This window comes from Paraburkholderia acidipaludis NBRC 101816 (assembly GCF_000684975.1).
Lineage (GTDB): Bacteria > Pseudomonadota > Gammaproteobacteria > Burkholderiales > Burkholderiaceae > Paraburkholderia > Paraburkholderia acidipaludis.
Genome location: NZ_BAXZ01000009.1, coordinates 278,738 through 296,908 on the forward strand (window position 1 = coordinate 278,738; position 18,171 = coordinate 296,908).

The window sequence follows — 18,171 nt, forward strand, 5'->3', positions numbered from 1 at the left end:
ATGCACGACTGCAGTCTCAAATTCTGCGCGTGGGTGCAACAAGCGTGCCATACGGCCAAACCCTGGCTCAACCCAGACGGGCTCGCCGCTCCCGGCCCCTTATGCGGAATTGATGCACTGCGGCCGTGCAACTGCGCACGGTCGTGCGCCGATTGCCCGCAAACCGTGCGTAGCCGCGTCCACTTGTCGAAATTGGACGCGCATGGCGGAAATGGAAAAGAACGCGTCTGAATTCGTAAATTGACCGCTGCGGCGAAAGACAAGAATAGAGCCGTCGGTGAGGTGGTGAAACACGAGGCCAGTCTGGCGAAGCGCGCATCCGGCACAGCCACGGCAGCACTGCTTCCCATTACTAACGGACGCCAACGGAACCCCCCATGTCGAACGCCAATCCCTTCTTCGCGCAGTCCCTTGCCGAGCGCGACGGCGCGGTGCGCCACTCCCTCCTCAAGGAGCTGGAACGTCAGCAATCCCAGGTAGAGATGATCGCTTCGGAAAACATCGTGTCGCGCGCGGTGCTGGAGGCGCAGGGCAGCGTGCTGACGAACAAGTATGCTGAGGGCTATCCGGGCAAGCGTTACTACGGCGGCTGCGAATTCGCCGACGAGATCGAGGCGCTCGCGCTCTCGCGCATCAAGCAGTTGTTCGGCGCGGGGTTCGCCAACGTGCAGCCGCATTCGGGTGCGCAGGCCAACGGCGCCGTGATGCTGGCGCTCGCGAAGCCGGGCGACACGGTGCTCGGCATGTCGCTCGACGCGGGCGGACACCTCACGCACGGCGCGAAGGCCGCGCTCTCGGGCAAATGGTTCAACGCCGTGCAGTACGGCGTGGACCGCGAAACGCAGCGCATCGACTACGAGCAGGTGGAGCGCCTCGCGCACGACCACAAGCCGTCGCTCATCATCGCGGGCTTCTCGGCCTATCCGCGCGAGCTGGACTTCGCGCGCTTTCGCGCCATCGCAGACAGCGTGGGCGCGCGGCTTATGGTCGACATGGCGCATATCGCGGGCGTGATCGCGGCCGGCCGCCACGCGAATCCGGTTGCGCACGCACACGTCGTCACCTCGACCACGCACAAGACGCTGCGCGGCCCACGCGGCGGCTTCGTGCTGACCAACGACGAAGAAATCGCGAAGAAGATCAACTCGGCGGTGTTCCCCGGCCTGCAGGGCGGCCCGCTCATGCACGTGATTGCCGGCAAGGCCGTGGCGTTCGGCGAGGCGCTGCAGGACAGCTTCAAGACCTATATCGATGCCGTGCTCGCCAATGCGAAAGCGCTGGGCGAGGTGCTGACGGCAGGCGGCGTGGATCTCGTGACGGGCGGCACCGACAATCATCTGCTGCTTGTCGACCTGCGCCCGAAGGGGCTCAAGGGCAATCAGGTCGAGCAGGCGCTCGAGCGCGCGGGCATCACCTGCAACAAGAACGGCATTCCGTTCGACCCCGAGAAGCCGACCGTGACTTCCGGCATACGCCTCGGCACGCCGGCGGGTACGACGCGCGGCTTCGGCGTGACGGAGTTCCGCGAGATCGGCCGCCTGATTCTGGAGGTGTTCGAAGCGTTGCGCGCGCAACCGGAAGGCGACGCGGCGACCGAACAGCGCGTGCGCCGCGAGATCTTCGCGCTCTGCGAGCGTTTCCCGATCTACTGATCGCGCGTCGAAACCGCGCGAACGACAACACGAATGAAGACGGAGTCAAGCATGAGCAACCTGCATGAGAGCAGTATCGTTATCGACGGCCTGAACATCTCCAAGTTCGAACGGCCCGTGTTCGAAGACATGAGAAAGGGCGGGGTGACCGCGGCGAACTGCACGGTTTCCGTGTGGGAGAGCTTCGCGAAGACGGTGGACAACATCGCCGCGATGAAGCAGATGATTCGCGACAATAGCGAATTGATCACGCTTGTTCGCACTACCGATGACATCGCCCGCGCGAAGCGGGAAAACCGCACGGGCATCATTCTCGGCTTCCAGAACGCCCACGCGTTCGAGGACAACCTGGGCTATATCGAAGCGTTCGCCGACATGGGCGTGCGCGTCGTGCAGCTCTGCTACAACACGCAGAACCTCGTCGGAACCGGCTGCTACGAGCGCGACGGCGGCCTCTCGGACTTCGGCCGCGAAGTAATCACCGAAATGAACCGCGTGGGCATCATGGTCGATCTCTCGCATGTGGGCGGCAACACGTCGTCGGAAGCCATCGCGTTTTCGAAGAAGCCGGTGTGCTACTCGCATTGCCTGCCCTCGGGGCTCAAGGAGCACCCGCGCAACAAGACCGACGCGCAGTTGAAGGAGATCGCCGACGCCGGCGGCTTCGTGGGCGTGACCATGTTCGCGCCGTTCCTCAAGCGCGGCATCGACGCCACGGTGGAGGACTATATCGAGGCCATCGGTTATGTCGTCGATCTGATCGGCGAAGATTCGGTGGGCATCGGCACGGACTTCACCCAGGGCTACAGCGTCGACTTCTTCGACTGGCTCACGCACGACAAGGGCCGCTATCGCCGCCTCACGAATTTCGGCAAGGTCGTGAACCCGGAAGGCATTCGCACGATCGGCGAGTTTCCGAATCTCACGCGCGCGATGGAGCGCGCCGGCTGGAGCGAGACCCGCATCCGCAAGATCATGGGCGAGAACTGGGTGCGCGTGTTCCGCGACGTGTGGGGCTCCTGAAGTTCGGCCGTTTATTAGCTTAACGTATGAAAACAAGGTGCTGCCGGCGTTCACCGCAACGCCGGGGCAGGCATCGCTCACCCTACGGAGTCCCCGCATGCAACCGCAACTGCCCATCGACGTCGATGCCGAAACCGGCGTCTGGAAGACCGACGCCCTGCCGATGCTCTACGTGCCGCGGCATTTCTTCACGAACAACCATACGGCCGTTGAAGAGGCGCTCGGGCGCGAAGCCTATGCCGAGATTCTTTATCAGGCCGGCTACAAGTCCGCGTACCACTGGTGCGAGAAGGAAGCGAAGCAGCACGGCCTGACCGGCATGGCCGTGTTCGAGCATTACCTGAAGCGCCTCTCGCAGCGCGGCTGGGGCCTTTTCCGGATCGTCGAGGCGGATCCGGCCGCGGCGCGCGCCACGATCGAACTGCAGCACTCGTCATTCGTGCTCGCGCAGCCCGGCAAGGAAGGCAAGCTCTGCTACATGTTTGCCGGCTGGTTCGCGGGCGCGATGGACTGGGTGAACGATACGGCGCCCGGGGGCGCGAGCGCCGCGCCGCGCGCGCAGTCGCGCGAAGTGCAGTGCGCGGCCGAGCACCACGCGTGCTGCCTGTTCGAAGTCTCGCCGATCGCGCACTGAGGCGGACGAGCCGTTTTTCCAACCGTATTTCGCGCAAGAGGCGCCCGCGATGCGTTATCCCAATCTGTTCAAGCCCATGACGCTGAATCAGCTGACGCTGCGTAACCGCATTGTCAGCACCGCGCATGCCGAGGTCTACGCCGAGCCGGGCGGGCTGCCCGGCGACCGCTATATCCGCTACTACGAGGAAAAGGCGAAGGGCGGCGTGGGTCTCGCGGTTTGCGGCGGCTCGAGCCCGGTGTCGATCGACAGCCCGCAAGGCTGGTGGAAGTCGGTCAATCTCGCGACCGACAAGGTGATCGATCCGCTCGCGCGCCTTGCCGAAGCCATGCATCGTCACGGCGCGAAGATCATGATCCAGGCAACGCATATGGGCCGCCGCACGGCATTCCACGGCGAACACTGGCCGCATCTGGTGTCGCCCTCGGGCGTGCGCGAACCCGTGCACCGCGGCAACGCGAAGATCATCGAGGTCGAGGAGATTCGCCGCATCATCGGCGACTTCGCGGCCGCGGCGAAGCGCGTGAAGGATGCCGGCATGGACGGCATCGAGATTTCCGCCGCGCACCAGCATTTGATCGATCAGTTCTGGAGCCCCCGCACGAATCATCGCACCGACGAATGGGGCGGCAGCCTGCAAAACCGGCTGCGCTTCGGCGTGGAGGTGCTCAACGCCGTGCGCGAAGCCGTGGGCCGCGACTTCTGCGTCGGCCTGCGCATGTGCGGCGACGAGTTCCACGAAGACGGGCTCGATCACGAGCAGTTGAAGGAGATCGCCCACGCCATGGCGGAGACGGGCCTGATCGATTACGTCGGCGTGATCGGCTCGGGTGCGGATACGCACAACACGCTGGCGAACTGCATGCCGCCGATGGCGCTGCCGCCCGAGCCGTTCGTGCATCTCGCCGCCGGCATCAAGTCGGTGGTCAAGCTGCCGGTCATGCACGCGCAGAGCATTCGCGACGCGGGCCAGGCCGAGCGCCTGCTCGCGAGCGGCATGATCGACCTCGTGGGCATGACGCGCGCGCAGATCGCCGACCCGCACATGGTCATCAAGATCCGTGACGGCCGCGAGGACGAGATCAAGCAGTGCGTGGGCGCGAACTACTGCATCGACCGCCAGTACAACGGCCTCGATGTGCTGTGCGTGCAGAACGCCGCTACCTCGCGCGAGGCGACGATGCCGCACGTGATCGAGAAGTCGCGCGGCCCGCGCCGCAAAGTGGTCGTGGTGGGCGCGGGGCCGGCGGGGCTCGAGGCGGCGCGCGTGGCGCGCTCGCGCGGCCACGACGTCGTGCTGTTCGAGAAGGCGGATGCGGTGGGCGGCCAGGTCCTGCTGGCGGCCAGGGCGCCGCAGCGCGAGCAGATGGCGGGCATCGTGCGCTGGTTCGACATGGAAACGAAGCGCCTGGGCGTGGACCGGCGCCTTGGCGTGGAGGCCGACGAGAAGGCGATTCTCGCCGAGAACCCCGACATTGTCGTGCTCGCCACGGGCGGCCGCAGCTTTACGCAGCAGGTGCCGGACTGGGGCGTGGAAGCGGGGCTCGCGGTGAGTTCGTGGGACATTCTCTCGGGCCGTGTCGAGCCGGGGCAGAACGTGCTGGTCTACGACGGCGTGAGCACGCACGCGGGCGCCGGCGTGGCGGATTTCATTTCGAGCCGCGGCTCCAGGGTGGAGATCGTGACACCGGACGTCAAGGTGGCCGACGACGTAGGCGGCACGACCTTCCCCATCTTCTATCGCCGGCTCTATGCGCAGGGCGTGATTCATACGCCTAACTACTGGCTCGACCGGGTCTATGAAGAGGGCGGCAAGAAGATTGCGGTGCTGCGCAACGAATATACGGAGGAACAGGAAGAGCGCGCCGTCGATCAGGTCGTGATCGAGAACGGCGTGACGCCGAACGACGCGCTGTACTGGGCGCTGAAGCCGGAGTCGGTGAACCGCGGGCAGGTGGACGTGCAGCGGCTCTTCGCGGCCGAGCCGCAGCCGTGGCTTGCCGAAACGCTTGGCAACGGCCGGTTCCTGCTGTTCCGCGTGGGCGACTGCATCTCCATGCACAACATTCACGGCGCCATCTACGACGCGCTGCGTCTTTGCAAGGACTTCTGACGATGAACCCGGCCCTTCTCATTACCGCATTGCTTTGGGCATCGGTGGCCGGTCTCGCCTTCGCGCTCGCGAAGCGCGCCGCCTACTGGCGGCTCGGCCGGGTGACAGCGGACAGCCGGTTCGGCTGGACGAATCTCTTCGCCATCCCCAAGCGGTATTTCGTGGACCTGCATCACGTGGTCGCGCGCGATCCGTACATTGCGAAGACTCACGTTGCCACGGCGGGCGGGGCAATTGCCGCGTTCGCCCTCGTGTTCGTCAATTACGGGCTGGCGATCTATTCGCCGTGGCTCGAACGGCTGATCTTTCTCGCGGCGCTCGTGATGCTTTCGGGTACGGTGTTCGTGTGGCGGCGGCGTCACGGCAAAGCGGCCGTGCCGGCGCGTCTATCGCGCGGGCCCTGGGACACGCTGCCGTGGCTGCTCGGTTCGTTCGCGCTGGGCTTGTTGCTGTATGTCGTGGTGCCGGCCTCGGCCATGTCGGGCGGGCTGGCTGTGTTGTTCGCACTGCTGATTGCAGCCGGTGCGGCCGCGATGACGCTCGGCGCGGCGCGCGGCGGCCCGATGAAGCATGCGCTCGCCGGTTTGCTGCATCTGGCGTTTCACCCGCGCCAGGCCCGCTTTGCCGATCGTTCCGCTACCGGCGGCGATGCAGCGGAACAGCGCGAAGCTGCCGTGCCGCCCACCGCGCTCAAGCCCGTCGATCTGGAGCAGAACGAATACGGCGTAGGCAAGCCCGTCGAATTCCGCTGGAACCAGCTCCTGAGCTTCGACGCCTGCGTGCAGTGCGGCAAGTGCGAAGCCGCGTGCCCGGCGTTCGCCGCCGGTCAGCCGCTGAATCCGAAGAAGCTGATTCAGGACCTCGTGACCGGCATGGTGGGCGGCACGGACAGCGCCTATAGCGGCAGCCCCACGCCGGGTATCGAGCTGGGCCGGCATGGCGGCAAGCCGCAACTGCCGATCGTCTCCAGCCTGATCGAGGCGCAGACGCTCTGGTCCTGCACGACGTGCCGCGCCTGCGTGCACGAATGCCCCATGCTGATCGAGCATGTGGATGCGATCGTCGACATGCGGCGCAACCAGACGCTGGTGCACGGCAGCGTGCCGGGCAAGGGGCCCGAGGTGCTCGCGAATCTGCGCGAGACGGGTACGGCGGGCGGCTACGACAAGGCCGCGCGCTACGACTGGGCCGTCGATCTCGACGCGCCCGTCGCGCAGCCCGGCCGGGCCGTGGACGTCCTGCTCGTGGCCGGCGAAGGCGCCTTCGACATGCGCTACCAGCGCACGCTGCGCGCGCTCGTGAAGGTGCTCAACAAGGCGGGCGTGAACTACGCGGTGCTGGGCGGCAACGAGACGGATACGGGCGACGTGGCGCGCCGCCTCGGCGACGAAGCGACGTTCCAGCAGATGGCGAAGCAGCTTGTCGGCACGCTGTCGGGCTTGCGCTTCGCGCGCATCGTCACCGCCGATCCGCACGTCATGCATAGCCTGCGCAACGAGTACCGCGCGCTGGGCGCACGCTTCGAAGTGCTGCATCACACCACGTTCCTTGCGGAACTCGTGGCGAGCGGCAAGCTCGCGCCCGGCGTGCTCGACGCGTGGCGCGACCGCACGCTCACGTATCACGACCCGTGTTACCTCGGCCGCTACAACGGCGAAACGGAAGCGCCGCGCAAGCTGTTGCGGACCATCGGCATCAAGGTCGTCGAAATGGAGCGGCACGGGCTTCGGGGCCGCTGCTGCGGCGGTGGAGGCGGCGCGCCGCTGACCGACATTCCCGGCAAGCAGCGCATTCCCGACATCCGCATGGCCGACGCGCGCGCGGTGGGCGCGGACACGGTCGCGGTGGGCTGTCCCAACTGCACGGCCATGCTCGAAGGGGTGGTGGGGCCGCGCCCCGAAGTGCTCGACGTGGCCGAACTCGTCGCCGCGGCGCTGGAGTGAAACGATGAACACTACGCTCAAGCGCATCGATCCGCGCAGGCCTTTCACGATCACGGCGGCGGGGCTGCGCCGGATCACGCTCGGCGCGGCAGACGAGATGTACGCCTTGCATGATGAAGCCGGGCAGTTCGGCACAGCCGTACCAGCGGCGCACGGTACAGCCGCGAAGCCGCGCCGCACGACCCAGGCGGCGCAACGCACGCTGCTCGTGGCCGCGCACAGCGACCGTGGGGCGCTGGACGAGCATGCCCGACAGACCTTGGCGGCAGCCGCACTGATTGCGGGCGCGGCCACGCAGGTGGTGCTCGTGGTGTTCGGCGCGCTCCACGACGACGGCGGCGCGCCAGGCGCCGACAAAATCATCGAGCTGGCCTCGTTCGGCAGCCGCGCGTTCGCACCCGAGCGCGAGGTGCAGGCGCTGGCGGCTTGTGTGGCGCGTTTCGCGCCCGATCACGTGCTGCTCCCCGACAACGCCTTCGGCGACGGCGACCTGGGCCGGCGCTATGCCGCGCTGGCGGGCGCGAGCGTCGCGACGCAGGTGGTGCAGATCGACGCCGCGCAGGTGGGCGTCTACGTGCATGCCAGGCGGTCGCTGGCCCTGCGCGCGCTGCCGGAAGTCGTGCTGCTCGCACCGGGCGCCGTGGACCCGCGCTTGCCTTTCGTCGGCGCCGGCGAGCGGATCGGGGCGGAGATCGGCGAAACGTTCGACGCCGCCGGCAGCCGCTACGTGGATCGCGGTATCGAGGCCGTCGACGCCGCGCGAGTCGCGCTGGAGGAAGCCGATTTCATCGTTTCGGCGGGCAACGGCGTGAGCGACGTGACCGCGTTCGGCCGGTTGGCCGAAGCGTTTGGCGCGGCGGTGGGGGCGAGCCGCGTTGCCGTGGACAACGGCCTCTTCCGGCGCGACCAGCAGATAGGTGCGACGGGCAAGACCGTGGAGGCGAGCGTCTACGTGGCGTTCGGGATTTCGGGGGCGGTCCAGCACCTGCAGGGCATCAAGGACTGCCGGCACGTGATCGCCGTGAATCTCGATGCGAGCGCGCCGATCGTCAAACGCGCCAACCTGACCATCGTGGGCGATACGCAGTCGACCATCGCCGCGCTGATCGACGAGATCGGCCGCGCACGCCAGGCGGCGCCGCATCCTCAGGACACCGCAACACTCAATCAGGAAACCGAAGGAGTGACGGCATGAACGGAAAGCTGGAGAAAATCGCGGTGCTGGTTTCCGTGGGACGGCACCCGGTGAGCGGCGTGGCGCGTTACAGCCGCAACGACGCGGCCGCGCTGGAGATCGGCCGCGCGCTCGCGGCACGGCACGGCGCGCGCTGCGACGTGGTGCATGCCGGCGACGCCGCGAATCCCGCGCTCACGGAATATCTGGCGCTGGGGGCCGCGCGCGTCGAAGTGCTCGCATGCGAGGACACGGACGACATCGCCGCCGTGCTGGCAGCGCGCGTTTCCGGCTACGACCTCGTGCTGACCGGCACGCGTGCGGAAGGGGCTTTCGACAGCGGCATGCTGCCTTATCGGCTCGCTCACTTGCTGGGCTATCCGCTCGTGAATGCCGCGGTCGAGGTAACGGCGGAGGCGGAACGCGCAGCGGTGCGCCAGTTCATGCCCAAGGGCGTGCGCCGTTCCGTGGACGTGGCGTTGCCTGCCGTCGTGGCGGTTCATCCGCTTGCGGCCGCCACGGCGAGCTACGCCTACGCGCGCCTGCGCAGCGGCGCGGTCGAGACCCGCGAAACCGCCGCCGCGCCCTGCGCCGAAGCCGCGCAATGGGCGCTGGCCCCGGCAACGCGGCGGCCGGTGCGCCTCGCGGCGGCGGAGAAGCGTTCCGGCCATCAGCGCATGCTGTCGGCCACCACCACGGAAAGCCGCGGCGGCCGCGTCGTAATTGATGGGACTTCGGTCGAAAAAGCACAAGTGATTCTGGCCTATTTGCGCGAGCATCAGCTCATTGATTACTGAATTTGCGCCGTCCAGGCTCGGCCTGGCGGCACAGCCCCACCCTGGAGCACACATGAAAGTTTCGGCAGACATCCGCGCGCTCGTCGACCGCCGCAAGAAGGGCCACAGCCTCGAGGCGCCGTTTTATGTGAGCGATGAAATCTTTGCGCTCGATATGGAGGCGATTTTCCGCAAGCACTGGATTCAGGTGGCCGTGGAGCCGGACATTCCCGAGCCGGGCGACTACGTCACGGTAGAGCTGGGCAGCGATTCCATCCTGATCGTGCGCGACGACGACGGCGTGGTGCGGGCATTCCACAACGTCTGCCGGCATCGCGGCGCGCGGCTGTGCAACGAAGAGAAGGGCGCCGTCGGCAATATCGTCTGCCCCTATCACAGCTGGACCTATAGCCTCACGGGCGAACTGCGCTTCGCCGAGCACATGGGCGACCAGTTCGACCGCTGCAAGCACAGCCTGAAGTCGGTCCACGTGGAAAGCCTGGGGGGGCTCATCTTCATTTGCCTCGCGCAAACGCCGCCCACCGACTTCGCCGTGATGCGCGCCGCAATGGAGCCTTACCTGCTGCCGCACGACATGGCGAACTGCAAGGTGGCCGCCTCGATCGACATCATCGAGAAAGGCAACTGGAAGCTGACGATGGAAAACAATCGGGAGTGCTATCACTGCGTGGCGAACCATCCCGAGCTGACCATTTCGCTCTACGAGTACGGCTTCGGCTACCAGCCGAGCGCCGCCAACGCGGAAGGCATGGCGGCTTTCGAGCGGACCTGCGAGGAACGCGCGCGGCAGTGGGAAACCCAGAGCCTGCCGTCGGTCGAGGTGGACCGTCTGCTGGACGTCACGGGCTTTCGCACGCAGCGCCTGCCGCTCGATCGCAGCGGCGAATCGCAGACGCTCGACGCGAAGATCGCCTCGAAGAAGCTGCTGGGCGAATTCCGCCAGGCCGACCTGGGCGGCCTGTCGTTCTGGACGCAGCCCAATTCCTGGCACCACTTCATGAGCGACCACATCGTGACCTTCTCGGTCATCCCGCTTTCCGCCGGGGAGACGCTCGTGCGCACGAAATGGCTCGTCCACAAGGATGCGCAGGAGGGCGTGGACTACGACGTGGACAACCTCACGGCGGTCTGGCGCGCGACCAACGACCAGGACCGGGCGCTCGTCGAATACTCGCAGAGCGGCGCGCAAAGCAGTGCTTACGAACCGGGCCCGTACTCGCCGTACACCGAGGGCCTCGTCGAAAAATTCTGCGACTGGTACGTGGCGCGGCTCGCCGGGCAGATCGAGGCATAAACGCAAACGCTGTACGGACCTATCACCGACTGCCGGAGAGCAGCTGGAGGACACCATGATGCGGGACGCGGCAACCTTCGAGCCGCTCGAGGGGCGGCTCACGAAGCCGGAATTCTGGAGCGCGCTGCCGGCGCGCTGGACGAGCGACGTCGAGGAGACGCTCCAGTGCTGCCAGGTGCGCGACGAGACCCACGACGTGAAGAGCTTTTTCTTTCGCTCTCCGCAAGGTCGTGCGTTCGCGTTCGAACCGGGGCAGTTCATCACGCTCGAACTCGAGATAGACGGCGAGACCGTGAACCGCTGCTACACGATCTCTTCGTCGCCCACGCGGCCCCATACGCTCTCGATCACGGTCAAGCGCGTGCCGGGCGGCGCGGTTTCGAACTGGCTGCACGACCATCTGCGCGAAGGGGCGCACGTGCGCGTGCTGGGACCCTCGGGCGAGTTTACGTGTGCGCGGCATCCTGCGGCCAAGTATCTGTTTCTCTCGGCCGGCTCGGGCATCACGCCGCTCATGTCGATGAGCCGCGCGCACCACGAGCTGAGCGAGGACCGCGACATCGTGTTCGTGCATAGCGCGCGCACGCCCGGCGACATCATCTTCGCGCGCGAGCTCGACCTGATGGCGGCGAACCAGCAGCGATTCCGCACCTCGTATGTTTGCGAGCGCCTTGGCACGAGCACGAACTGGCCCGGCGTCACGGGCTTTTTGAGCCTGCCGCTGCTGCGGCTCATCGCGCCGGACTTCATGGAGCGCGAGATCTTCACCTGCGGGCCCGCGCCGTACATGAAAGCGGTGCGCGACCTGCTCGACGAAGCAGGCTTCGATCGGGCGCGGTATCACGAAGAGAGTTTCTCGTTCGAGACGCTCGCCGACGCGCCGACAGACGCGCAAGAGGCTGGGCAGGAGGCCGCCGGCGCCGCGGAACAAGACTTCGCCGTGAGCTTCGCGCGCAGCCATCGCGAGATCCGCTGCACAACGAGCCAGTCGGTGCTGGAGGCCGCGCGCGCGGCCGGCGTGCGGCTGCCCGCTTCGTGCACGCAGGGCATGTGCGGCACCTGCAAGGTCAAGCTGGTATCCGGCCAGGTGCAGATGCAGCATAACGGCGGCATACGCCAGAGGGAAATTGACCAGGGTATGGTGCTGCTATGCTGCAGCAAGCCGCTCACCGATCTGGTCGTCGACAAATAGCGGCGCACGGTGGGTCGAATACTTTGTCGGACGAATCAAATAGGGCTGGAGACACCCGATGGAACATGCAGGACCGGGCATGCGCAACATCGAAGGGACATTGGAAGGCGGCGTTGGACATGATGAAAACCACACGCTGCAGCGTGGCCTGAGCTGGAAGGACGCGTTCTGGGTCACGAGCGGCGTGCCTGGCGGCGTGCTGTTCACGATCGGCTGCGTATCGGCCACCGTCGGCCAGCCCGCGTGGGCGATCTGGGTCGCCGCGGTCCTGATGGGCCTGATCCAGAGCGCGACCTATGCGGAAATCTCCGGGCTTTTTCCGCACAAATCGGGCGGAGCCTCCGTTTATGGCGCGATGGCGTGGGTGCGCTACAGCAAGCTCATCGCGCCGGTTTCCGTGTGGTGCAACTGGCTCGCATGGTCGCCCATGCTCGCGCTCGGCACGGGGCTTGCCGCGAGCTACATGCTCACGAGCCTCTTCGCGCCCGACGCCGCGATCAACACCTGGCAGCTCACTCTCGTCGATCTCGGCTTCATCAAGCACGGTCTCTCGTTGCGCATCAACGCGACCTTTCTCGTCGCCGCGGCATTTCTGCTCGTGACGTTCAGGCTGCAGCACGGCGGCGCCTCGAAAGCCGCGCGCACGCAGCGCATTCTGGGTATCGCTTCGCTCGCGCCGCTCGTGATCGTCGGCGTGGTGCCGTTCGTGACGGGCGACGTGCCCGCCGCCCACCTCTGGCCGCTGATGCCGCTGGGCCGCGACGCCCAGGGCGCCGTGACGGCCGCGGTGCCCGGCAAATGGAACGGCACCGGCATCACGATGGCGTTCGGCGCCATGTTTCTCGCGGGCTGGGCTGCATACGGCTTCGAAACCGCGGTCTGCTACACGCGCGAGTTCCGCAATCCGCGCCGCGATACGGCGCGGGCCATCTTCTGGTCGGGACTCCTATGCCTGTTCGTGATGACGCTCGTGCCGCTCGCGTTCCAGGGCGTGCTGGGCACGGCGGGCATGCTCGATCCGAAGATCGTGGACGGCACGGGCGTGGGCGAGGCGATGGCGCGCATGGTGGGCGGCAGCGGCCTCGTGGTGAACCTGCTCGTCGTCATGCTCGTGCTCACCATCCTGCTCATCGTGATGACCTCGATGATGGGTTCGTCGCGCACGCTCTACCAGGCCTCGGCCGACGGGTGGCTGCCGCGCTACCTTTCGCACGTGAACGAGCACGGTGCCCCCACGCGCGCGATGTGGACCGACCTCGCGTTCAATCTGATCCTGCTGCTGATGTCCGACTATATGACGGTGCTGGCGATCTCGAACGTCTGCTACATGATCTTCGTATTCCTGAACCTCCAGTCGGGCTGGATTCATCGCATGGATCGCCCCAACGCGGAACGGCCGTTCCGTTGCCCGACCTGGCTGCTCGCGGCGGGCGCGCTATGCGGCTACCTCGATCTCGCGTTCATCGGCGCAGGCGCCGATTTGCAGGGTATCGGCACGATGCGCAACGGTCTGATCGCGATGCTGCTGATCGTACCGGTGTTCCTGTACCGCCACTTCTGGCAGGACCGTGGCCGCTTTCCCGCGCGCATGGCGCAGGACATGGCGCTGCAGGACGAGGCGCACAACACCGGCATCCGGCGCTGGCTGCCCTATGGCGCGCTGGTGCTCGCCGTTCTGGTGGTCTGGCTTTCGCATCATCTGGCGAAGCCGTACTTCTGATTCTTTCGTTCTGCCGCTTATCGAGGCGAGGCGCGCGATCGCGGCCTCGCCGGCTGTTTTTGCAGCGTTCGCTCACAGCATGACAGTGCGTTCCCCGTTGATGAACACGCGGCGTTCCACGAACGCCTTGACGGCGCGCGCGAGCGTCACGCATTCCACGTCGCGCCCCACCGCGAGGAGCCGCTCCGGGCCCAGCGAATGGTCCACGCGCTGCACTTCCTGCTCGATGATGGGGCCTTCGTCGAGATCGTCGGTGACGAAATGCGCCGTCGCCCCGATCAGCTTGACGCCGCGCGCATGCGCCTGGTGATAGGGGCGTGCGCCCTTGAAGCCCGGCAGGAACGAGTGGTGGATGTTGATCGCGCGGCCGGCGAGCCGGCGGCTCGTTTCGTCGGAAAGAATCTGCATGTAGCGCGCGAGGATCAGCAGTTCGGCGCCGCTCGACTCGAACAGTTCGAGCACGCGCGCTTCCTGCTGCGCCCGCGTCTCGGGCGTAACGGGCAGGTGGTGAAACGGTAGCCCATGCTGCCGCGCCAGCGGTTCGAAATCGGCATGGTTCGACGCGACGCCAACGATGTCCATTTGCAGCTCGCCCATGCGCCAGCGAAACAGCAAGTCGGCAAGGCAGTGTTCGAGCCGCGAAACCATGATCAGCACCTTCGGGCGCACTGCCACGTCGTGGATGGCCCACGTCATGCCGAAATCGTTCGCAATGGGCTGAAAGCCGTCGCGCAGCGCGGCGAGATCGAGCGCGGCGGGGCCGGCGTCCGTCACTTCGTGAAAGACGCAGCGCACGAAAAAGCGTGAGCTGATGTCGTCGTCGAAGACCGTGAGTTCGTCGATGTAGCAATGGCGCTTGTCGAGGTAGCCGACCACGGCGGCCACCTGGCCTGCCGCGCTTGGACAGGACAGCGTCAGGACATAGGGATGGGGACGAACGGCTGCGGTCATGCGGATTCTCCGGAGGTCGAAAGAAAGGCCTCGTGCGCGGCCCCGGTTCTATGCGGTGCGAATGCACGGGTGTGCACGGGCGGTGGCGCGAGTACACCGTATTTCCTTCGGGCTGCATAGAATCGGCGCGCCGTATCGCCGGTATCGGCACGCCAACCTGAGCGCCAGCCGGAGACCCTGAGTCCCTGTGCGACGCAGCATCGACACCGTTGTCGCAAACCGACCAATCCGTGTCGTCTTTGATGGCGTTGCCAGAAATATGGGCCGTTACTGTGCATACCACGGCGGCGCGTTGCAGGCGCCGCACCACACGGGAGTGAACCGAACCATGAAAAGACTGGATGCCGCCATGCTGACCGGTGTTGCCGTTGCGCTTGCGAGCCTCGCGAACACGAGCTATGCACAAAGCAGCGTCACGCTGTTCGGCGCGCTGGACGAAGGCCTGAACTACACGAATAACACGGGCGGCAAGAGCGCGTGGCAGATGGCGAGCGTGGACCTCGTCACGAGCCGTTGGGGGATCAAGGGCACCGAAGATCTGGGCGGCGGACTCAGCGCGATCTTCGACCTCGAAAGCGGCTTCACGATGGAAAACGGGCAGCTCTACTATGGCGGACGCCTGTTCGGCTACCAGTCCTATGTCGGGCTTCAGGACAGCCGTTTCGGCACGCTTACGTTCGGGCGCCAGTTCGATTCGATCGTCGACGTGATCGGGCCGCTCACCGTGAACAGCAGCTGGGGCGGCTATCTGTTCTCGCATCCGCTCGATAACGACAACACGGACGGCAGCTTCCATGCGAGCAACGCCGTCAAGTACACGTCGGCCACCTACGCGGGCCTGTCGGGCACCGCGCTCTACGGCTTCAGCAACGAAGCGGGATTTGCGCAGAACCGCGTCTATAGTCTCGGACTGACCTATAACTGGTCGACGCTCACGGTCGGCGCGGCCTTCGAGGATCTCTCCGGGGCCGGCACGACGACCGGCGGCGCGGTCGCCAGCAACGACATGGGCTTTTCCGCGCAAAGCCAGAAGATCTGGGGCATAGGCGCAAACTACGGCATCGGGCCCGTAGTGCTCGGCGCGGTCTATACGCATACGAACGTGGACCAGCCTTCGGCGTCGATCTACGTGGGGCCGCTCGCGGCGAACGGACTGCGCTTCGACAACGCGGAATTCAGCGTCAAATACAACCTGACGCCAACGTTCTTCGTGGGTGGTATGTACACCTATACGCGCGCCGAAGTGCAGCAGGATTCGGGGGACGCCACACCGCACTGGAACGAGGGCGGTGTGATGGCGCAGTACAACTTCTCGAAGCGCACGGCGGTGTACGGCCAGTTCGTGTACCAGAAGGTGTCGGGCAACACGAGCGGAACGATCCTCGATTACGCGTATATCCCGGGGTCGGCGGGCGTTTCGTCGAATTCGCACCAGATAGTCGGGCGTGTTGCGATCACGCACAGCTTCTGACGTGGCGGCCGTGTCGCTTTTCCGCAAGCACCTGTCGGAATTCGTCGGTTAGTGGCGGTTTTTTCTGGCAACTATATAGATACACTGTGCGGGCCGGCGCCTGCACCACGAGGAGATGGAGTCGATGAAATCGCCAAAGATCGTGGTTGAAGGTTTGTGTAAGGTGTTCGGGGACAACCCGAAAGTCGCGCGGGACATGCTGGCGCGCGGCGCCTCCAAGGACGAGGTATTTGCGAAGACCGGTCATGTGGTGGGCGTGCATAACGTGTCCTTCGACGTCAAGGAGGGCGAGATTTTCGTGCTGATGGGGCTTTCGGGCTCCGGCAAATCCACGCTGATCCGTCTTATCAACCGACTCGTCGAGCCGACGGCGGGCAAGGTCGTCATCGACGGTCACGACATTGCCGCGGTGCGCCGCTCCGAGCTCACGGCGCTGCGCCGCACCGACATGAGCATGGTGTTCCAGTCGTTCGCGCTGATGCCGCAGCGCACCGTGCTCTCGAATGCCGCGTTCGGCCTCGAGGTGGCCGGCATGAACCGCAAGGCGCGCGAGCGGCGCGCGCTCGAAGTGCTCGAGCAGGTCGGCCTCGCGGCCTTCGCGAAGAAGCTGCCGGCCGAGCTTTCGGGCGGCATGCAGCAGCGCGTGGGCCTCGCGCGCGCCCTTGCGGTCAACCCTTCGCTGATGATCATGGACGAGGCGTTCTCCGCGCTCGATCCGCTCAAGCGCAAGGAAATGCAGAACGTGCTGCTGGAACTGCAGAAGAACCAGCGTCGCACGATCATGTTCGTTTCGCACGATCTCGAAGAGGCACTGCGTATCGGCAACCGCATCGCCATCATGGAGGGCGGGCGTGTGGTGCAGATCGGCACGCCGCAGGAGATCATCGCCAATCCCGCGGACGACTACGTGCGGGCCTTTTTCGAAGGCGTCGATACGAGCCGCTACCTGACGGCCGGCGACCTGATGCAGTCCAACAGCGTGCCGCTCGTGCGCCAGTTCGACCAGTCGGGTATCGCGGCCTCGTTGAATGGCAGTGCAGAATATGCGTTCGTGCTCGATGCGGAGCAGCGCATTCGAGGCTTCGTGACGCGCGAGGCGATAGGCAGCGCGTCGCCGTCGCTGCGCAAGGTCGAGAGCCTGCGCCGCGGGACGCCGCTCGACCAGGTGGTGTCGCGCGTCTGTGCGAGCCGCACGGCGCTGCCGGTGGTCGACGAAAAGGACCGCTATTGCGGCTCGGTCGATCAGGCTTCCGTTCTGAAGGTCATTACGCGCAGTCGAGGTGCTCATGTCTGAGATCATTCCCCTGGGAAGCTGGGTCGACCAGTCCGTCCACTATCTGCTCGATCACGACGCCAGCACGTTCGATTCGATCGGCCGCTTCATCGAAGGCTTCGCCGCATTGGTCGAGCACGGGCTGCAGGCCATTCCGATGGGCGTCATGATGGCGATCTTCATCGGTGTCGGGCTCTGGCGCGTGGGCTGGCGCTTCGCGCTGTTCGCCGCACTCTCGCTGTTCCTCATCTACGCGACGGGCTTCTGGGACCAGACGATCATCACGCTCGCGCTCACGCTGTCCTCCACGCTGATCAGCCTCGTGCTGGGCGTGCCGCTCGGCATCTGGACCGCGAAGAACAAGCACGTGGCCATGGTCGTGCGCCCGATTCTCGACCTCATGCAGACCATGCCGGCATTCGTCTATCTGATTCCGGCCGCCATGCTCTTCGGTCTCGGCCGCGTGCCGGGGATACTCTCGACCGTGATCTTCGCCATGCCGCCCGCGGTGCGTCTGACGAGCCTCGGCATCCGCCAGGTGAACCGGGAGATCGTGGAGGCGGGCCAGGCGTTCGGCTGCACGCCGTGGCAGCTGCTCTACAAGGTGCAGTTTCCGAACGCGCTGCCTTCGATCATGCAGGGCGTCAACCAGACCATCATGATGGCGCTCTCCATGGTGATCATCGCTTCGATGGTGGGCGCGGGCGGTCTCGGCAACGACGTGCTCGCCAGCATCCAGCGGCTCGACATCGGCCTCGGCTTCGAGAGCGGTCTTTCCGTCGTGCTGCTTGCGATCATGCTGGACCGCATTACGGAGAGCTTCGGCCGCACGCCCGGCACGGCGCCCGCACCGCGCTTCGCGGGGTTGCGCAACGTGATGCGCGTCAGGCGCGAGCATCCGGTCGCTGCACAAAGCTGAACCGGCCTCAGGGAG

At 65.9% G+C, this 18,171-nt stretch carries 14 protein-coding genes; 13 read left to right on the forward strand and 1 reads right to left on the reverse strand.

All coding sequences use genetic code 11. From position 1 onward, the window contains the following. Positions 1-377: 377 nt before the first annotated feature. From BAC01S_RS13160 to BAC01S_RS13205, 10 genes are all read left to right on the forward strand, one after another. Positions 378-1,652, forward strand: coding sequence for a serine hydroxymethyltransferase (locus BAC01S_RS13160; RefSeq protein WP_027795182.1), 1,275 nt, complete (start codon positions 378-380; stop codon positions 1,650-1,652). A gap of 51 nt (positions 1,653-1,703) precedes the next feature. Then, positions 1,704-2,675, forward strand: a complete 972-nt coding sequence (locus BAC01S_RS13165; RefSeq protein WP_027795183.1) for a dipeptidase — start codon at positions 1,704-1,706, stop codon at positions 2,673-2,675. Positions 2,676-2,772: 97 nt separating this feature from the next. Continuing rightward, positions 2,773-3,309, forward strand: coding sequence for a DUF5943 domain-containing protein (locus BAC01S_RS13170; protein ID WP_027795184.1), 537 nt, complete (start codon positions 2,773-2,775; stop codon positions 3,307-3,309). Positions 3,310-3,358: 49 nt separating this feature from the next. Further along, the gene (locus BAC01S_RS13175) at positions 3,359-5,422 is read left to right on the forward strand and encodes an NADH:flavin oxidoreductase (protein WP_027795185.1); all 2,064 of its coding nucleotides are present in this window, start codon (positions 3,359-3,361) and stop codon (positions 5,420-5,422) included. A 2-nt stretch (positions 5,423-5,424) separates the two neighbouring features. Next, positions 5,425-7,365 (forward strand): (Fe-S)-binding protein, encoded by a 1,941-nt coding sequence (locus BAC01S_RS13180; RefSeq protein WP_027795186.1) that lies wholly within the window; start codon positions 5,425-5,427, stop codon positions 7,363-7,365. A gap of 4 nt (positions 7,366-7,369) precedes the next feature. Next, positions 7,370-8,560, forward strand: coding sequence for an electron transfer flavoprotein subunit alpha/FixB family protein (locus tag BAC01S_RS13185; protein WP_027795187.1), 1,191 nt, complete (start codon positions 7,370-7,372; stop codon positions 8,558-8,560). Beyond that, entirely contained in the window at positions 8,557-9,336 is a 780-nt protein-coding gene (locus tag BAC01S_RS13190; protein ID WP_027795188.1) for a drug:proton antiporter, read from the forward strand. The genes BAC01S_RS13185 and BAC01S_RS13190 overlap by 4 nt, the downstream gene beginning before the upstream one ends. Positions 9,337-9,388: 52 nt before the next feature. Continuing rightward, on the forward strand, positions 9,389-10,630 hold the full coding sequence (locus BAC01S_RS13195) for an aromatic ring-hydroxylating oxygenase subunit alpha (RefSeq protein ID WP_027795189.1): 1,242 nt from the start codon (positions 9,389-9,391) through the stop codon (positions 10,628-10,630). Between the two features lie 55 nt (positions 10,631-10,685). Then, complete coding sequence (locus tag BAC01S_RS13200; RefSeq protein WP_027795190.1) at positions 10,686-11,822, forward strand: hybrid-cluster NAD(P)-dependent oxidoreductase; 1,137 nt, start codon at positions 10,686-10,688, stop codon at positions 11,820-11,822. A gap of 79 nt (positions 11,823-11,901) precedes the next feature. Continuing rightward, positions 11,902-13,542: an APC family permease gene (locus tag BAC01S_RS13205; protein WP_156954410.1), complete on the forward strand. Its 1,641-nt coding sequence runs from the start codon at positions 11,902-11,904 to the stop codon at positions 13,540-13,542. A gap of 72 nt (positions 13,543-13,614) precedes the next feature. Here the strand turns inward: BAC01S_RS13205 and BAC01S_RS13210 are convergent, their stop codons facing one another. Further along, a complete protein-coding gene (locus BAC01S_RS13210) occupies positions 13,615-14,493 on the reverse strand; it encodes a formyltetrahydrofolate deformylase (protein WP_027795192.1) in 879 nt (292 codons plus the stop codon). A 328-nt stretch (positions 14,494-14,821) separates the two neighbouring features. Here BAC01S_RS13210 and BAC01S_RS13215 point away from each other — a divergent pair, with 328 nt between their 5' ends. The 3 genes from BAC01S_RS13215 (at position 14,822) to choW (ending at position 18,156) form a co-directional block, all read left to right on the forward strand. Then, positions 14,822-15,964, forward strand: a complete 1,143-nt coding sequence (locus tag BAC01S_RS13215; RefSeq protein ID WP_407667924.1) for a porin — start codon at positions 14,822-14,824, stop codon at positions 15,962-15,964. A gap of 124 nt (positions 15,965-16,088) precedes the next feature. Continuing rightward, positions 16,089-17,258, forward strand: a complete 1,170-nt coding sequence (locus BAC01S_RS13220; protein WP_027795194.1) for a quaternary amine ABC transporter ATP-binding protein — start codon at positions 16,089-16,091, stop codon at positions 17,256-17,258. Further along, positions 17,251-18,156, forward strand: coding sequence for a choline ABC transporter permease subunit (gene choW / locus BAC01S_RS13225; protein ID WP_027795195.1), 906 nt, complete (start codon positions 17,251-17,253; stop codon positions 18,154-18,156). Before BAC01S_RS13220 ends, choW begins: the two co-directional genes overlap by 8 nt. Positions 18,157-18,171: the final 15 nt, after the last annotated feature.

What these genes read in the sequence shown, in the direction of transcription:
- BAC01S_RS13185 (WP_027795187.1), top strand. Translation starts at nt 7,370, where the DNA reads ATGAACACTACGCTCAAGCGCATCGATCCGCGCAGGCCTTTCACGATC.
- BAC01S_RS13220 (WP_027795194.1), top strand. Translation starts at nt 16,089, where the DNA reads ATGAAATCGCCAAAGATCGTGGTTGAAGGTTTGTGTAAGGTGTTCGGG.
- BAC01S_RS13195 (WP_027795189.1), top strand. Translation starts at nt 9,389, where the DNA reads ATGAAAGTTTCGGCAGACATCCGCGCGCTCGTCGACCGCCGCAAGAAG.
- BAC01S_RS13170 (WP_027795184.1), top strand. Translation starts at nt 2,773, where the DNA reads ATGCAACCGCAACTGCCCATCGACGTCGATGCCGAAACCGGCGTCTGG.
- choW (WP_027795195.1), top strand. Translation starts at nt 17,251, where the DNA reads ATGTCTGAGATCATTCCCCTGGGAAGCTGGGTCGACCAGTCCGTCCAC.
- BAC01S_RS13165 (WP_027795183.1), top strand. Translation starts at nt 1,704, where the DNA reads ATGAGCAACCTGCATGAGAGCAGTATCGTTATCGACGGCCTGAACATC.
- BAC01S_RS13210 (WP_027795192.1), bottom strand. Translation starts at nt 14,493, where the DNA reads ATGACCGCAGCCGTTCGTCCCCATCCCTATGTCCTGACGCTGTCCTGT.
- BAC01S_RS13160 (WP_027795182.1), top strand. Translation starts at nt 378, where the DNA reads ATGTCGAACGCCAATCCCTTCTTCGCGCAGTCCCTTGCCGAGCGCGAC.
- BAC01S_RS13180 (WP_027795186.1), top strand. Translation starts at nt 5,425, where the DNA reads ATGAACCCGGCCCTTCTCATTACCGCATTGCTTTGGGCATCGGTGGCC.
- BAC01S_RS13215 (WP_407667924.1), top strand. Translation starts at nt 14,822, where the DNA reads ATGAAAAGACTGGATGCCGCCATGCTGACCGGTGTTGCCGTTGCGCTT.
- BAC01S_RS13190 (WP_027795188.1), top strand. Translation starts at nt 8,557, where the DNA reads ATGAACGGAAAGCTGGAGAAAATCGCGGTGCTGGTTTCCGTGGGACGG.
- BAC01S_RS13200 (WP_027795190.1), top strand. Translation starts at nt 10,686, where the DNA reads ATGATGCGGGACGCGGCAACCTTCGAGCCGCTCGAGGGGCGGCTCACG.
- BAC01S_RS13175 (WP_027795185.1), top strand. Translation starts at nt 3,359, where the DNA reads ATGCGTTATCCCAATCTGTTCAAGCCCATGACGCTGAATCAGCTGACG.
- BAC01S_RS13205 (WP_156954410.1), top strand. Translation starts at nt 11,902, where the DNA reads ATGCGCAACATCGAAGGGACATTGGAAGGCGGCGTTGGACATGATGAA.